This is a genomic window from Streptomyces sp. NPDC032161 (assembly GCF_040636995.1).
GTDB lineage: Bacteria > Actinomycetota > Actinomycetes > Streptomycetales > Streptomycetaceae > Streptomyces.
The window spans coordinates 73,499-89,689 of the sequence record NZ_JBEZVN010000001.1; the positions used below are offsets into that span (position 1 = coordinate 73,499).

Genomic DNA, 16,191 nt, shown 5'->3' on the forward strand with positions numbered 1-16,191 from the left:
CGGCCCTCCGTTCCGTATCGACCGGCTCCGTGTCGCCGGTGCGTCCACACGGGGAGAGAGGGGTGACGCCGTTCCATTACGCGAGTCGGTTACCCATTGGCAGTGATCTGGATCACACCTTCGGCCGGTCCCTTCGCCGGACAGCCCGTTCACGGTTGGTCCGTGGACGGGCCACCCGTGCACCGGACGGCCCGTCCACGGCGTGGCCGACGCGTGGGCGGCCGGTGCGCGGGGCGGCCCGTCCACCGGGGGCGGTCCGCGGGGGTGCGGTCAGCTGTCGAAACCGAGCCCCACGCGGTCCATGGTCCGCAGCCACAGGTTGCGGCGCCCGCCGTTGTCGTCCGCCCTGGCCAGGGACCTCTTGGTGAGTTCGATCCCGGCCCAGGCGAAGGGCTCCGGCGGGAACGGCAGCGGCTTGCGGCGGACCATCTCCAGCCCGGTCCGCTCGTTGCGTTCGCCCGCCAGCAGGTCGAGCATCACCTCGGCCCCGAACCGGGTGGCCCCCACGCCGAGCCCGGTGTATCCGGCGGCGTAGGAGACCTTCCCCCCGTGGGCGGTGCCGAAGAACGCGGAGAAGCGGGAACAGGTGTCGATGGCCCCGCCCCAGGCGTGGGTGAAGCGGACCCCGGCCAGTTGCGGGAAACACTCGAAGAACTGGTCCGCCAGCTTGTGGAAGGTCTCCGGACGCTGGTCGAGGGCCGCGCTCAGCCGGCCGCCGTACGGATAGATCGCGTCGTAGCCGCCCCACAGGATCCGGTTGTCGGCCGACAGCCGGAAGTAGTGGAACTGGTTGGCGCTGTCGCCGAGCCCCTGCCGGTTCTTCCAGCCGATCGCGTCGAGCTGTCCGGCGGTGAGCGGTTCGGTCATCAGCGCGTAGTCGTAGACCGGGACGGTGTACGGACGCACGCGCCTGACCAGCGAGGGGAAGACGTTGGTGCCGAGGGCCACGTGCCGGGCGAACACCCTGCCGTGCCGGGTACGGACCGTCATTCCCCCGGCGGCCCCGGCCAGTTGGAGGCCGGGAGTGTTCTCGTACATCCGCACGCCCAGGCCGAGGCAGGCCCGCTTCAGGCCCCAGGCCAGCTTGGCGGGGTGCAGCATGGCGACCCCGCGCCGGTCCCACAGCCCGCCCAGGAACGTGGGCGAGTCGACCTCGGCGCGCAGCGCGTCCCGGTCCAGGAACTCGAGCCCGGTGAAGCCGTGCCGCTCGGCCTCCCGGTGCCAGGCACGCAGTTCCTCCAGCTGGTGCGGCTGCGTGGCGACATCGATCTCGCCGGTGCGCTCGAATTCGCAGTCGATGGCGTACCGGGCGACGGCCGCCTCGATGGCGTCGAGGTTCCGCGCGCCCAGTTCCTCCAGCTTCTCGATCTCGTCGGGCCAGCGCTCCAGGCCGTTGGGCAGGCCGTGGGTCAGGGAGGCGTCGCAGAACCCTCCGTTGCGGCCCGAGGCGGCCCAGCCCGCCTCGCGGCCCTCGATCAGGACGACGTCCCGCCCGGGATCGCGTTCCTTGGCGATCAGCGCGGTCCACAGACCGCTGTAACCGCCGCCGACGACGAGCAGGTCGCAGTGCTCGTCCCCGGTGAGCGGGGGCAGTGCCTCGGGCCTGCCGGGGTCGTCGAGCCAGAACGGGACCGGGCTCGTGTCGGCGAGTGAGAGTGATGACGCAGCGGTACGCATGGCTTTGGGGGCCATGGCTTCCAACTCCTTCGGGGCTTTCCGTAGCGCGCCCGCGTTCGCCGTCCGTCGGACGTCAGCGGGCGCTGTTCCTGCGCCGGTTCGCGATCAGTTGACCGGCGACGACCACCAGGACGGCGATGACGAACATGGCCGTTCCGATGACGTTGATCTGCACGGGCGTACCGCGTTGCGCCGATCCCCAGACGAACATGGGGAAGGTCACGGTGGAGCCCGCGTTGAAATTGGTGATGATGAAATCGTCGAAGGAGAGCGCGAAGGCGAGCAGCGCTCCCGCGGCGATCCCGGGGGCGGCGATCGGCAGCGTCACCCGCAGGAAGGTCTGCACGGGTCCCGCGTACAGGTCGCGGGCCGCCTCCTCCAGCCGCGGGTCCATCGACATCACGCGCGCCTTCACAGCCGTCACCACGAAGCTCAGGCAGAACATGATGTGCGCGATGAGGATCGTCCAGAACCCGAGCCGCGCCCCCATGTTGAGGAAGAGCGTGAGCAGCGAGGCGGCCATGACGACCTCGGGCATCGCCATCGGCAGGAAGATCAGCGAGTTGATCGCACCGCGCGCCCGGAAGCGGTAGCGGACCAGCGCGAAGGCGATCATCGTACCGAGGACGGTCGCGCCCAGCGTCGCCCAGGCGGCGATCTGGAGGGACAGCGACAGCGAGCCGCACATGTCGGCCACTCCGCACGGGTCCTTCCAGGCGTCCGTGGAGAAGTGCTGCCAGGCGTAGTTGAAGCGCCCCTTCGGCTTGTTGAACGAGAACACCATCACGACGACGTTCGGAAGGATCATGTAGGCGAGGGTCAGCAGACCCGCGATGACGACGAGGTTGCGTCGTATCCAGCGCAGTACGGGCATCAGACCAGGTCCTCCGTCCCGGAGCGGCGGATGTAGACGGTGACCATGATCAGGACGACCGCCATGAGGATGAAGGAGAGCGCGGCCGCCGTCGGGTAGTCGAGCACGCGCAGGAACTGGGTCTGGATGACGCTGCCGACCATCTTGGTGTCGGTGGAGCCCAGCAGTTCGGCGTTGACGTAGTCGCCGCTGGCCGGGATGAAGGTCAGCAGCGTCCCGGAGACGACCCCCGGCATCGAGAGCGGGAAGGTCACCTTGCGGAAGGTGGTGGCGGGGGTGGCGTACAGGTCGCCGGCCGCCTCGTGCAGCCTGCCGTCGATCCGCTCCAGCGAGGTGTAGAGCGGCAGGATCATGAACGGCAGGAAGTTGTACGTGAGACCGCAGACCACGGCCATCGGCGTGGCCAGCACCCGGTTGGACTCGGTCCAGCCGAGCCAGCCGGTGACGTCCAGGACGTGCAGGGTGTTCAGTACGTCGACGACCGCGCCGCCGTCCGCGAGGATCGTCTTCCAGGCCAGCGTGCGGATCAGGAAGCTGGTGAAGAACGGCGCGATGACCAGCACGAGGACGACGTTGCGCCAGCGCCCGGCCTTGAACGCGATGAGGTACGCGAGCGGGTAGCCGAGCAGCAGGCACAGGAGCGTGGCGGTGCCCGCGTAGAGCAGGGACCGGACGAACTGCGGGTAGTAGTCCTTCAGCGCGTCCCAGTACGTCTGGAAGTGCCAGGTGACCTCGAAGCCCTTCTCCAGGGACCCGGTCTGCACGGACGTCGACGCCTGGTAGACGAGCGGCAGCGCGAAGAAGACGACGAGCCACAGGATGCCGGGGAGCAGCAGCCAGTACGGGACGAGGCGTCTGCGGGTGGAGGCCCTGCGGACCTCCGGTTCGGTGACGGGCGCGGCGGGCTGCGCCTCCTCGGTGACGGTCACGCCGCGTCCTCCACCGTCTCCACACCGGCGTCGCCCGTCGTCCCCGCGAGCATGGACTGATCGGCGTCCAGGCCGAAGGTGTGCGCGGGGTTCCAGTGCAGGACGACCTCGGCGCCGGCCGTGAGTCCGGCGCGCCGCTCGACGTTCTGCTCGTACACCTGGAGCGCCGTGCCCGCGGGGCTCTCCACCACGTACTGGGTCGAGACCCCGATGAAGCTGGAGTCGGTGATCCGGCCGGTGACCCGGTTGCGGCCGTCGGCCGTGGCGCCCGCGTCGTCGGCGGGGACGACCGAGATCTTCTCCGGGCGCACGCCGAGCAGCAGTCTGCCGCCGTTCACGAGCGGGGCCGTACATCGCTCCCGGGGCAGTCGCAGCGTGCCGCCGCCGGCCGTCACGACGACCTCACCGCCCTCCGTGCCCGCGTCGACGATCTCGGCCTCGATGAGGTTGGAGGTGCCGAGGAAGTTGGCGACGAACGTCGTCCTCGGGTTCTCGTACAGGTCGGCGGGGGCGCCGAGTTGCTCGACCCGTCCGGCGTTCATCACCGCGACGGTGTCGGCCATGGTCATGGCCTCCTCCTGGTCGTGGGTGACGTGGATGAAGGTGATGCCGACCTCGGTCTGGATGCGCTTGAGCTCCAGCTGCATCTGGCGGCGCAGCTTGAGGTCGAGGGCGCCGAGCGGCTCGTCGAGGAGCAGCACCTGCGGGTGGTTGATCAGAGCGCGGGCGACGGCCACGCGCTGCTGCTGGCCGCCGGAGAGCTGGTGGGGCTTGCGCTTGGCGAAATCGCCGAGCTGGACGAGGTCCAGCATGTCGGCGACCTGCTTCTTCACCGACTTGATGCCGCGCCGGCGCAGTCCGAAGGCGATGTTCTCGGCGATGTCGAGGTGCGGGAAGAGCGCGTAGCTCTGGAAGACCGTGTTGACGGGCCGCTTGTACGGGGGCAGGTCGGTGATGTCCCGGTCGCCGAGCCGGATCGTGCCGGTGGTCGCCTCCTCCAGGCCCGCGATCATGCGCAGGGTGGTGGTCTTGCCACAGCCGGACGCGCCGAGGAGCGCGAAGAAGGAGCCCTGCGGGACGGTCAGATCGAGCGGTTTGACGGCGTTGAAGGAGCCGTACGTCTTGCTGATCCCGGTGAGGCGGACGTCGCCGCCGGTCTGCTGCTGTGTCATGGGTCGCGGTCCCAGTGTGTGTCGGGTCCCAGTGGTGTCAGGGGAGGTCGGACGGGAAGGGCGGGGCGGTCGGGCGGCGGGAGGGCCGGTGGGCGTGGCCGGGTACCGACGCGGGCGGCCCGAGGGCCGGGGAAGCGTCGGGCTCCGGCGGAGAAGGCCGGCCGCCGACGGGTACGGTCGCGTACCGGCGGAAGCGCTCGGGCTCCGGCGGAAGCGGTCAGGCTCCGATGAGCTTGGCGAACTTCTCCTCGTACGCCGTCTCCTCCTCGGCGCTGAGCGAGCGGAAGGCGTGCGACCTGGCCGCCATCTCCTCGTCGGGGAGGATCAGGACGTTGTCGGCCATCGCCTTGTCGATCTTCGCCAGCTCGTCGCGGACCCCGTCCACCGGGCAGACGAAGTTGATGTACGCGGCGAGCCGGGCGGCGGTCTTCGGCTCGTAGTAGTGGTCGATGAGCTTCTCGGCGTTGGTCTTGTGCCGGGCGTTCACCGGGACGAGCAGGTTGTCGCTGGATATGACGTAACCGGCGGCCGGGATGGCGTATTTGATGTCCGGGTTGCCCGCCTGGAGCTGGATGATGTCCCCGGCCCAGGCGACGCAGGCGGCGATGTCGCCCTTGTCGAGGTCGGCCGTGTAGTCGTTGCCGGTGAAGCGCCGGATCTGCTTGCGATCGACGGCCTTCTGGATCCGGCCGATCGCGGCGTCGTAGTCGGCGTCCGTGAACGATCCGGGGTCCTTGCCCATGTCGAGCAGGGTCAGGCCGACGGAGTCGCGCATCTCCGAGAGGAAGCTGACCCGCCCCTTCAGCTTCGGGTCGTCGAGCAGCTGGGTGACGGAATCGACCTTGCGGCCCCCGGTCGCCTTCGCGTTGTACGCGATGACGGCGGGGATGCCCGCCCACGGGTAGGAGTGGGCGCGGCCGGGGTCCCAGTCCGGCGAGCGGAACTGGGCGGAGAGGTTCGCGTAGGCGTGCGGCAGGTTCGACGCGTCGAGCCGCTGCGCCCAGCCGAGCCGGACGACCCGGGCGGCCAGCCAGTCGGTGAGGCAGATGATGTCGCGCCCGGTGTCCTGGCCGGCCGCCAGCTGGGGCTTGATCTTCCCGAAGAACTCGACGTTGTCGTTGATGTCCTCGGTGTACTTGACCCGGATCCCGGTGCGTTTCGTGAACGCCTCCAGGGTGGGCCGGTGCTTGCCGTCCTCGGTGACGTCCATGTACTCGGTCCAGTTGGAGAAGTAGACCTCCTTCTCCTCGGCCGAGTGGTCGTCGGACGCCGCGGCGGCGTCCCCGTCCCGCTTCGCGGGCGGGATGCCGCACGCGCTCAGCGTGCCCAGTCCGCCGATCGTGAGCGCCCCCAGACCGGAGGCGCGGAGCAGCGACCGGCGGGTCAGGGCGCCCCGGCCGCCGGTCATGCTCCGCCGCATCGCGGCCAGTTGGGCCGCGGAGAGGCGCTCGGGCTGGTAATGCTCCATGCGCGTTGCCCTTTCGGATGGGTGGGGCCGGGGCCGGCCGGGCTATCGGTCCCCGAAGATCGTGCGGTGCCAGTCCTTGCGGGCGACCGCGGTGTTGTCGTACATGACGTGCTTGACCTGCGTGTACTCCTCGAAGGAGTACGACGACATGTCCTTGCCGAAGCCGCTGGCCTTGTATCCGCCGTGCGGCATCTCGCTGATGATCGGGATGTGGTCGTTGACCCAGACGCAGCCCGCCTTGATCTCGCGGGTGGCGCGGTTCGCCCGGTACAGGTCGCGGCTCCAGGCGGAGGCGGCGAGTCCGTACGGGGTGTCGTTGGCGAGGCGGATGCCCTCGTCGTCGGTGTCGAAGGGCAGCACGACCAGGACCGGGCCGAAGATCTCCGACTGGACGACCTCGCTGTCCTGGGCGGCGTCGGTGATCAGGGTCGGCCGGTAGTAGGCGCCGTCCGCGAGTTCACCGCCGGGGGCCTCGCCGCCGGTGACGACGGTGGCGTACGCGCGGGCCCGGTCGACGAACCCGGCGACCCGGTCCCGCTGGGTGTGGCTGATCAGCGGGCCGAGGTCCGTGGACGGGTCGAACGGGTCGCCGAGCCGGACGGTCTCCATCAGCTCCGCGACGCGGCGCACGAAGGCGTCGTACAGCGGGCGCTGGACGTAGGCGCGGGTGGCGGCGGTGCAGTCCTGGCCGGTGTTGATGAGCGCCCCGGCGACCGCTCCGTTGGCCGCCGCCTCCAGGTCGGCGTCGTCGAAGACCACGAAGGGGGCCTTGCCGCCGAGTTCGAGGTGCAGACGCTTGACGGTGGTGGTGGCGATCTCCGCGACCCGCTTGCCGACGGCGGTGGACCCCGTGAAGGAGGTCATGACGACGTCCGGGTGGCCGACCAGATGCTCGCCCGCTTCCTTGCCCACGCCGGTGACGATGTTGATCACGCCGTCCGGAATGCCTGCGGCGGTGGCCGCCTGCGCGAACATCAGCGAGGTCAGCGGGGTGATCTCGGCGGGCTTGAGCACGATGGTGTTTCCTGCGGCGATCGCCGGGAGGATCTTCCACGCGGCCATCTGGAGCGGGTAGTTCCAGGGCGCGATGGAGCCGACGACACCGATCGCCTCGCGGCGTACGTACGAGGTGTGGTCGCCGTCGTACTCGGCCGCCGACCTGCCCTCCAGGTGGCGGGCGGCGCCTGCGAAGAAGGAGGTGTTGTCGACGGTGCCGGGCACGTCGAACTCGGTGGACAGCTTGATCGGCTTGCCGCACTGGAGGGACTCGACATACGCGAAGTCCCCGGCCTGTTCGGCGAGCACGGCGGCGAAGCGGTGCATCGCCTCGGCCCGTTCGGCGGGCGTCGCGCCCGACCAGCCGGGGAACGCCTCGCGGGCGGCCGCGACGGCCGCGTCGACATCGGCGGTGCCCGCCAGTTCGTAGGTGTACACCGTCTCGCCCGTCGCCGGGTTCACCACGTCGTGGTGGCGCCCCGATGTGCCGGGCCGCAGCTTTCCGCCGATGTACTGTGCGCCGTCCGCGAACCGGTCCCGCACCTGGATGCTGTTGCCCATGACGCTCTCCTCCGCCGCGTGCGCACGAGGCGCGCGGCGTCGTTCCTGCTGGAATTGATTGCCGATCCTGGCAGAGGCACCCAACCCCAACAAGTGATTCCGTTGTTGCCTTTTGGTTACGCAACGGAATCCTTCGACCATGTGTCGCGTAGACGCGGAATTACGGGACGGAGTGTCAGTGGCGGATGCCAGACTCACGTGCATGGGACACATGGACGACCTCCTGGCGCGGACCCGGCGCGGCGAGAAGGTGAAGTACCTGCGCTTCTGGGGGCACCGCCCGCTGCCCGACGGACGCGTCGGCGCGAGCTGTCTGAGCCAGTGGTGGCCGTCGCCGTTCGAGGTCGACGGTGTGCGGTACGCGACGGCGGAGCACTGGATGATGGCCGGCAAGGCGCGGCTGTTCGGTGACGCGGAGGCCGAGGAGCGGGCCGTGGCGGCGAAGGGCCCGGCGCAGGCGAAGAAGGTGGGCCGGCTGGTCCGCGGCTTCGACGAGGCGATATGGGAGCGCGAACGCTACGCCCTGGTGGTGGCGGGCAACGTCCACAAGTTCGGGCACGATCCGCGGCTGCGGGAGTTCCTGCTCGGCACCGGAGAACGGGTGCTCGTCGAGGCGAGCCCCGTGGACCGTATCTGGGGCATCGGGCTGGCGGCGGACGATGCGCGCGCCCAGGACCCCGCGGCGTGGCGGGGGCTGAATCTGCTGGGGTTCGCGCTGATGGACGCGCGGACGGCGCTGCGCGCGGGCTGATCCGTCCCGCGCGCCGACCGGACCGCGGGGACAGGAGCCGACCGGACCACGAGAACGGGAGAGGGGGCGCGGACGGCCGGACGGGCCGGCGTACGACCCGTCCGGCCGGAGTGCGCCCGTACGGTTCGCGGTGCGTTCCGTACGGCTGAAGCGCGCCCGTCCCGGCTATCGCGCGATGTCGACGACCAGGGACGTGGCGTAGGGGTCGTCGTAGGTGGACTCGTCCTCGAATTCCTCGGGGTTGGCCACGACCACCCAGATCATGAAGGTGAGGAACGCCGCGCCGAGAACCAGGCCGACGGACCCCATGATGATCCCGGCGAGCGCCTGGCCGCTGTTGTTGGCCTCGCCCCGCCCCGCCCGCTTGCGGCCCAGGATGCCGAAGATCAGGGCGAGCACGCCCAGGACGATGCCCGGTATCCCCCACATGCAGAGCAGGCAGAGGGACAGGATGCCGAGCACCATGGCCGCCGTGCCCATGCCGTTGGCCGGTGGCGGGGTGCCCCAGGCCGCCTGCGGGTATCCGGTGTACCCCGGGTACCCGTACTGCGGTGCGGGCGCGGCGGGGTAGCCGTACTGCCCCGCCGGGGGCGGGATCTGCTGCCCCGGCCCGTTCGGCGCGACCGGCGGGGGCGGTACCGCCCCGAACGCCGCACCCGGGCCCGGCACGGACCCGGGCGGCGCGGCCGGGCCGGGGGTCGGTGCGGCCGGCGCGGGCCCGTCCTCCGCCCCCGGCATCGAGGTGACCGTCGGCTGGTCGTGGACGGCCGGCGGCCGGGGCTCCCCGGCCGACTTGTCCAACGGCACCCGCGGATCACCGGTCGGCTTCTCCAGCGGGACGCTTCTGTCCGGCGGAGCCCATGGATCGCGCGGCGCCGCCCCGTCCGCGGGCTGCTGTGTGTTGTCTGACATGGGCCTCCCCCATCGTGGTCCCGTCATGCTACGACCCGTCCCCCTGCCCGGGGACCGGGCCTACGATGATGCCCGTCCCCGGCCCGGCCACCCGCGCCCGGCAGTCTCGACGTCCCACGCCACCGGAGAGTCCGATGACCGATCTGCGCCCCTTCATCGCGGGGCTGCCCAAGGCGGAACTGCATGTCCACCATGTCGGTTCCGCCTCGCCCCGCATCGTCGCCGAGCTGGCGGCGCACCACCCCGACTCCAAGGTGCCCACCGACCCCGAGGCGCTGGCCGACTACTTCACCTTCACCGACTTCCGTCACTTCATCGAGGTCTACCTCTCCGTCGTGGACCTGATCCGCACCCCTGAGGACGTCCGGCTGCTGACGTTCGAGGTCGCCAGGGACATGGCCCGGCAGAACATCCGCTACGCGGAGCTGACGGTCACGCCGTTCAGCTCGACCCGGCGCGGCATCCCCGAGCGGGCGTTCATGGAGGCGATAGAGGACGCCCGCAAGGCCGCCGAGGCGGAACTCGGGGTGGTGCTGCGCTGGTGCTTCGACATCCCCGGCGAGGCCGGACTCGAAGCCGCCGAGGAGACCACCCGGCTCGCGGTGGACCTGCGCCCCGAAGGACTCGTCTCGTTCGGGCTCGGCGGCCCGGAGATCGGGGTGGAGCGCCCGCAGTTCAAGCCCTTCTTCGACCGGGCGATCGCCGAGGGCCTGCACTCCGTTCCGCATGCCGGGGAGACCACCGGGCCGCAGACCGTCTGGGACGCGCTGACGCATCTGCGCGCCGAGCGGATCGGCCACGGCACGCACTCCGTCCGCGACCCGGAACTGCTCGCCCATCTCGCCGAGCACCGCATCCCGCTGGAGGTCTGCCCGACCTCGAACATCGCGACCCGCGCGGTGGCCGACATCGAGCAGCACCCGGTGAGGGAGATGGTGCGGGCGGGCGTCCTGGTCACCATCAACAGCGACGACCCGCCGATGTTCGGCACCGACCTCAACAACGAGTACGGGGTGGCCGCCCGGCTCCTCGGTCTGGACGAGCGCGGCCTCGCGGGCCTGGCGAAGAACGCCGTCGAGGCGTCGTACCTCGACCCGTCGGGCAAGCGGGCCCTGACGGCCGAGATCGACACCTACACGGCCGCCTGGCTGGAGCGGACCGCGCTCTGACGTGCCGGTGCCGGGGCGCCACCATGACCGCACGGCCGCCGACGCCCCGGCACCGCCCTCCGTACGACCGCCGACGCGCCCCGGCCGACACCACGGCAGGTCCGCACGCCCACCGCCACCCCCGGCCGCCGACGGACCCGATCGGCGGCGCCGTCGGCACGCCCCCGGCCGTCGGCACGCCCGGCCGTACCACCGCTCGTCCCCGCTCGTCACAATGGCCGCATGGCCAGCACCGCCGACCCCGCTCCCACTCCCGCCATCGCCACCGCCACCGCCCGTCGTGTCGCCGCCGTGGCCCATCGCGGCGACCCGTACCGTGCCCGCGAGAACACCCTCGCCTCGATCCGCTCCGCCCTCGAACGGGGAGCGGACGCGGTCGAGATCGACGTGCGGGTCACCCGCGACGGCGTGCCCGTCCTGCTGCACGACGCGACGCTGGACCGGCTCTGGGGCCACGACGTGCGGCTCGACCGGCTCACCCACGACCGGCTCACCGAACTGACCGGGGGCGGCGTGCCCACCCTGCACGAGGCGCTGCGTGCTTCCGGAGAGCACCGCGTCATGGTCGACCTGCCCGGTTCCACCGACGCCTCGGTGCGCCGGATCGTCGACGTGATCCGTGAGTGCGGCGCAGACGGGCGGGCGTACTACTGCGCGGGAGCCGTCGCGATGCTGCGGGTGCGGGCCGCCGACCCGTCGGCCGAGATCGCCCTCACCCGCACGAGGCTCGCGCCGCCGGAAGCCGCGCTGCTCGAAGCCGTGCGGCCGCGTTGGCTGAACTACCGGTTCGGCCTGGTGGACCGGGATCTGACGGACCGTCTGCACCGGGACGGCCTGCTGGTCTCCGCCTGGACCGCCGACACCGGACTCACCATGCGCCGCCTCGTCCGCGCCGGGGTGGACTCGATCACCACGAACCGCATCGACGTCCTGCGCGGCGTGCTGGCCGGGCGCCGGTCGACCCGGTCCTCCTGATCGCCCTCCACGACCGGTCCGGCATCATGGACGGATCCGCATCCGCCGTGATGCCGGCCCCGGATCCAGAGGAGCAGCGCCGTGTCCGAACCGAGCACCCCCCTTTCCGCCCGCATCCGTTCCGACATCGCCCACAACGCACGGGTCTGGAACCACTGGCTCGGCGGGAAGGACAACTATCCCGTGGACCGGGAGGTCGGCGACCAGGTCATCGGCATGTACCCGAGCATCGGCGAAGTGGCCCGCGCCGACCGGGCCTTCCTGGGGCGGGCCGTCCGGCATCTGGCCGGCGAGGTGGGGATCACCCAGTTCCTGGACATCGGCACCGGGCTGCCGACCGCCGACAACACCCACGAGGTCGCCCAGCGCACCGCACCCGGTGCCCGCGTGGTGTACGTCGACAACGACCCGATCGTGCTCGCGCACGCCCGGGCGCTGCTCACCAGTTGCCCGGAGGGCGCGACCGAGTACGTCGACGCGGACGCGCACGACCCCGAGAAGATCCTGCGGGCCGTCGAACCGACGCTGGATCTGACGAAGCCGGTCGCGGTCATGCTGCTCGGCATCCTCAACTTCGTCATGGACACCGACGAGGCCCGGCGCATCGTGCGGACGCTGATGGACGCGATGCCGTCCGGCAGCTACCTGGCCCTCACCCACCCCACGACGGAACTGGGCGGCGAGGGCAACGAGGCGGCGATGCGCTTCTGGAACGAGAACGCCACCCCCCCGATCACCGCCCGCAGCCGCACCGAGTTCGCCTCGTTCCTGACCGGGCTCGACCTGGTGGAACCGGGCATCGTCTCCTGCGCGCGCTGGCGTGCGGAGCCCGGCGCGGTGGAGGTCGCCCAGTTCGGCGCGGTGGCGCGCAAGCCGTAGTGGGCGCACGGGCGGTGCGGGCGCGCCCCGGGGCTCCCGGTAGTCTCCGCCGAGCGCCCGGGGGGAGCTGGGGTCGCGGGGGGTCTCCGGGGACGGCCCCGGTGATCGCCGGTTCGGCCCGGTCCATCCTGGTGACCCTGTCGCCGAGTCCGCGCACGTACGCCGTCAGCCGGGCCGGTCCGCCGAGATCGCGCAGCAGCAGGTTCCCGGCCGTGCCGTCGCTGAAACGGACGGCGGCGTCACATAACTGACGGATCGCCATCCCCGTGTCCACATGACGGCTCGTCAGGGGCGCGTGCTTCATCAGGTCGGCCTCGGTGTACCTCACGACCGTGTCCAGGTGCGACGACGGGTTGTGCGCGAGGACCCCCGCCGCCAGCCCCTTGAACGTGGAGCAGAACGCGAACCGTTCGTCGGCTCGGTGGACGACCGTGGAGCCGGTGCCGGTGTCGAGAGCGAAGAGCCCGAGCCGTGCGTCGAACTTCCGCTCCAGCTCGGCGAGGCGCGGGTGGTCCCGGCGTTCCGCGACGGCGGTCGGGGACGCGGCGGGCCCGTCCGCCGCGGCGGCGGAGGGAGAAGCCGCGGGGGTCCTCTCCTTCGCGCACCCGGCCAGCGGCACGAGCGCGAGCGCCCCCAGGAAGGCCCGGCGGCCGACGGGCGATCGCGGTGGCTCCATCGTCTCCCCTTCATCGGCGACGCGCGGGGAACCACGCGTCGCCGATGAAGGTACCGCCGGACCGGTCACGCACGGCTGCGGCCACGCCGCGATGTCGGCCTCGCCCGATCGGCCCGCTCATGAGGACCGCCCACGCGCTGTCGTGCGCGAAGCAGGACGTGCGCGTCCGGATCGGGAACGGGGGACCCCGGGGTCACGGCCGACGCGCCACGGCTCAGAGCCCCACGACGGCGTTCCACCTCTTCGCGAACTCGGTGCGCTCCTCGGAGGTGATGTCGCGGGCGATGGCCAGCCGGCTGCGCATCGCGTCGTCGGGGAAGATCAGCGGGTCCTCGGCGAGCGCCGCGGTCTCCTCGTCCTTGGCGGAGGCCAGTACGTCGCGGGCGGCGGGGACGGGACAGACGTAGTTGACCCAGGCGGCCAGTTCGGCGGCGACCTCCGGATCGTAGTAGTGGTCGACGAGCTTCTCGGCGTTGCGCTTGTGGCGGGCGAGGTTGGGGATCATCAGCGACTCCGCCCACAGTTCGGCCCCCTCCTCGGGGACCACGAACTCGATCTCCGGGTTGTCCGCCTGGAGTTGGATGACGTCGCCCGAGTACGCCTGACAGGCGAGCACGTCGCCGGTGGAGAGGTCCTTGATGTAGTCGTTGCCGGTGAAGCGGCGGATGTGCCTCTTGCGCACGAGCTTCTCGACCTGGTCGCAGATCTGGTGGAAGTCGTCCGGCCGCCAGCGGGTGATGTCGACGCCGTTGCCCTGCATCAGGAGCGCGAACGACTCGTCGAGCCCGGACAGGAGCGTCACCCTGCCGCGCAGATCGTCCGCCCACAGGTCGCTCAGGTGCCTGATCTCTCGCCCGAGCCGCTTGCGGTTGTACGCGATGCCGGTGATCCCGGACTGCCAGGGGACGCTGTGCGTACGGCCCTGGTCGAAGGCGGGCGAACGCAGCTGCGGGTCGAGGTACTTGGCGACGTTCGGCTGCTTCGCCCGGTCCATCTCCTGCACCCAGCCGAGCCGTACGAACCGCGCGGCCATCCAGTCGCTGATGACGATCAGGTCGCGACCGGTCTCCTGATGGTTCATCAGAGCCGGGCTGATCTTGCCGAAGAACTCGTCGTTGTCGTTGATCTCCTCCGTGTACGTGACGGAGATCCCGGTGCGTTCGCGGAACGCGTCGAGGGTGGGCCGCTTCGAGGCGTCCTCGTCGTCGGTGTCGATGTAGAGCGGCCAGTTCGCGAATTGCAGGGCGCGGTCGCGGGCCGAGGTGTCGCGTCCGGCGCGGTCGCCGGGCTCCACGTAGGCGGCGGGTACTCCGCAGCCGGCCAGCGCGGCACCGGTCGCCGCGGCTCCGAAGGCGCGCAGCAGGGACCGGCGGGACATGGGGTTCTTCGGGGTTGCTCGCACCCGCGCAGGATGCCCGGCGGCGGCGGCGCGGGCAATGGACCAACCGTCCAGCGGCACACGCCCCGTCCGCACACCCTGTCCAGGCCGCCCGCCCGGGAGCCGGACACGTGCGAAGACGCGGCACCGGATCCGGCACGGGCCCGGATCCGGCACGGGCCTCGGTTCCGGTACGGGCACGGGTGCGGCCCCGGGCGTGTGCCCGGGGCCGCAGCGGCTGTTGACGGAGGATCAGCCGTCGAGCGAGGTCATGACGTGCTTGATGCGCGTGTAGTCCTCGAAGCCGTACGCGGAGAGGTCCTTGCCGTAGCCGGACTTCTTGAATCCGCCGTGCGGCATCTCGGCGACGAGCGGGATGTGGGTGTTGATCCACACGCAGCCGAAGTCGAGGTTCTTGGACATCCGCATGGCGCGGGCGTGGTCCTTGGTCCACACCGAGGAGGCCAGCGCGTACTCGACGCCGTTCGCGTACTCCACGGCCTGGGCCTCGTCCGTGAACTTCTGGACGGTGATGACCGGGCCGAAGACCTCGTTCTGGATGATCTCGTCGTCCTGCTCCAGGCCGGAGACGACGGTCGGGGCGTAGAAGTAGCCCTTGTCGCCGACCCGGTGGCCGCCCGCCTCGACCCTGGCGTGGGCGGGGAGCCGCTCGATGAAGCCGCTGACCTGCTTCAGCTGGTTGGCGTTGTTCAGCGGGCCGTACAGCACGTCCTCGTCGTCCGGCTTGCCGGTCTTCGTGTCGGCGGCGGCCTTGGCGAGCGCGGTGACGAACTCGTCGTGGATGGACTCGTGGACCAGGACACGGGTGGCGGCCGTGCAGTCCTGACCGGCGTTGAAGTAGCCCGCCGTGGAGATGCCCTCGACGGCCTGGGCGATGTCGGTGTCCTCGAACACCACGACCGGCGCCTTCCCGCCGAGCTCCAGGTGGACCCGCTTGACGTCCTTGGCGGCGGACTCGGCGACCTGCATGCCGGCCCGAACCGAACCGGTGATGGAGGCCATCGCCGGGGTCGGGTGCTCGACCATCGCGCGGCCGGTGTCACGGTCGCCGCAGATGACGTTGAAGACGCCCTTGGGGAGGATCTGCCCGATGATCTCGGCGATCAGCACGGTCGACGCCGGCGTGGTGTCGGACGGCTTGATGACGACGGTGTTGCCCGCGGCGAGCGCCGGGGCGAACTTCCAGACGGCCATCATCATCGGGTAGTTCCACGGCGCGACCTGCGCGCAGACGCCGACCGGCTCGCGCCGGACGATGGAGGTGAGGCCCTCCATGTACTCGCCGGCCGAGCGGCCCTCCAGCAGTCGCGCCGCGCCCGCGAAGAAGCGGATCTGGTCCACCATCGGGGGGACCTCTTCGGTGCGGACGCCCTCGAGCGGCTTGCCGGTGTTCTCCGACTCGGCGGCGATGAGGTCCTCGGCACGCTCCTCGAAGGCGTCAGCGATCTTCAGCAGGGCCTTCTGGCGCTCGGCGGGCGTGGTGTCGCGCCAGGCGGGGAAGGCCGCCGCGGCGGCCTCCATCGCGGCGTCGACGTCGGCCGGACCGGAGAGCGGCGAGGTCGCGTAGACCTCCTCGGTCACCGGGTTGATCACGTCGATGGTCCGCCCGTCAGCGGCGTCCCGGAACTCTCCGTTGATGTAGTTGCGCAGACGGCGCACCTCGGTGGTCACAACCACCCCTCCTGTCACACACGTCCAATGGTGAGATGTCCACCCTAGTCGCATGGGTGTCGCTTTCGACATGCCCAACCAC

The 16,191-nt window shown here is 70.9% G+C and carries 13 protein-coding genes and 1 pseudogene; 4 read left to right on the forward strand and 10 right to left on the reverse strand.

The window, feature by feature from the left end; all coding sequences use genetic code 11:
• Positions 1-270: 270 nt before the first annotated feature.
• The 6 genes from AB0E67_RS00275 to AB0E67_RS00300 form a co-directional block, all read right to left on the reverse strand.
• Positions 271-1,692 (reverse strand): FAD-dependent oxidoreductase, encoded by a 1,422-nt coding sequence (locus AB0E67_RS00275; RefSeq protein WP_362018952.1) that lies wholly within the window; start codon positions 1,690-1,692, stop codon positions 271-273.
• Positions 1,693-1,750: 58 nt separating this feature from the next.
• On the reverse strand, positions 1,751-2,551 hold the full coding sequence (locus AB0E67_RS00280) for an ABC transporter permease (RefSeq protein WP_073792016.1): 801 nt from the start codon (positions 2,549-2,551) through the stop codon (positions 1,751-1,753).
• Positions 2,551-3,480: an ABC transporter permease gene (locus AB0E67_RS00285; protein WP_362018955.1), complete on the reverse strand. Its 930-nt coding sequence runs from the start codon at positions 3,478-3,480 to the stop codon at positions 2,551-2,553. Before AB0E67_RS00285 ends, AB0E67_RS00280 begins: the two co-directional genes overlap by 1 nt.
• Entirely contained in the window at positions 3,477-4,652 is a 1,176-nt protein-coding gene (locus AB0E67_RS00290; protein ID WP_362018958.1) for an ABC transporter ATP-binding protein, read from the reverse strand. Before AB0E67_RS00290 ends, AB0E67_RS00285 begins: the two co-directional genes overlap by 4 nt.
• A gap of 217 nt (positions 4,653-4,869) precedes the next feature.
• The gene (locus AB0E67_RS00295) at positions 4,870-6,120 is read right to left on the reverse strand and encodes a spermidine/putrescine ABC transporter substrate-binding protein (RefSeq protein ID WP_362018959.1); all 1,251 of its coding nucleotides are present in this window, start codon (positions 6,118-6,120) and stop codon (positions 4,870-4,872) included.
• A 42-nt stretch (positions 6,121-6,162) separates the two neighbouring features.
• Positions 6,163-7,677, reverse strand: coding sequence for a gamma-aminobutyraldehyde dehydrogenase (locus AB0E67_RS00300; RefSeq protein ID WP_362018961.1), 1,515 nt, complete (start codon positions 7,675-7,677; stop codon positions 6,163-6,165).
• 202 nt (positions 7,678-7,879) lie between these two features.
• Here AB0E67_RS00300 and AB0E67_RS00305 point away from each other — a divergent pair, with 202 nt between their 5' ends.
• Positions 7,880-8,428, forward strand: a complete 549-nt coding sequence (locus tag AB0E67_RS00305; protein WP_362018964.1) for an NADAR family protein — start codon at positions 7,880-7,882, stop codon at positions 8,426-8,428.
• Positions 8,429-8,593: 165 nt separating this feature from the next.
• On the opposite strand, the gene AB0E67_RS00310 is transcribed toward AB0E67_RS00305, so the two are convergent.
• On the reverse strand, positions 8,594-9,340 hold the full coding sequence (locus AB0E67_RS00310) for a DUF4190 domain-containing protein (protein WP_362018966.1): 747 nt from the start codon (positions 9,338-9,340) through the stop codon (positions 8,594-8,596).
• A 134-nt stretch (positions 9,341-9,474) separates the two neighbouring features.
• Between AB0E67_RS00310 and AB0E67_RS00315 the strand changes: the two genes are divergently transcribed.
• From AB0E67_RS00315 to AB0E67_RS00325, 3 genes are all read left to right on the forward strand, one after another.
• A complete protein-coding gene (locus tag AB0E67_RS00315) occupies positions 9,475-10,509 on the forward strand; it encodes an adenosine deaminase (protein ID WP_362018968.1) in 1,035 nt (344 codons plus the stop codon).
• Positions 10,510-10,731: 222 nt separating this feature from the next.
• Positions 10,732-11,484, forward strand: a complete 753-nt coding sequence (locus AB0E67_RS00320; protein WP_362018971.1) for a glycerophosphodiester phosphodiesterase — start codon at positions 10,732-10,734, stop codon at positions 11,482-11,484.
• A gap of 81 nt (positions 11,485-11,565) precedes the next feature.
• Positions 11,566-12,363, forward strand: a complete 798-nt coding sequence (locus AB0E67_RS00325) for an SAM-dependent methyltransferase (RefSeq protein WP_362018973.1) — start codon at positions 11,566-11,568, stop codon at positions 12,361-12,363.
• A gap of 67 nt (positions 12,364-12,430) precedes the next feature.
• Here the strand turns inward: AB0E67_RS00325 and AB0E67_RS00330 are convergent.
• From AB0E67_RS00330 to AB0E67_RS00340, 3 genes and pseudogenes are all read right to left on the reverse strand, one after another.
• Positions 12,431-13,039, reverse strand: a pseudogene (locus AB0E67_RS00330) (serine hydrolase); the annotation flags it as partial.
• Between the two features lie 214 nt (positions 13,040-13,253).
• Positions 13,254-14,417 (reverse strand): spermidine/putrescine ABC transporter substrate-binding protein, encoded by a 1,164-nt coding sequence (locus AB0E67_RS00335; RefSeq protein ID WP_362021313.1) that lies wholly within the window; start codon positions 14,415-14,417, stop codon positions 13,254-13,256.
• Between the two features lie 252 nt (positions 14,418-14,669).
• Positions 14,670-16,109: a gamma-aminobutyraldehyde dehydrogenase gene (locus AB0E67_RS00340; RefSeq protein WP_362018976.1), complete on the reverse strand. Its 1,440-nt coding sequence runs from the start codon at positions 16,107-16,109 to the stop codon at positions 14,670-14,672.
• Between the last annotated feature and the right edge of the window lie 82 nt (positions 16,110-16,191).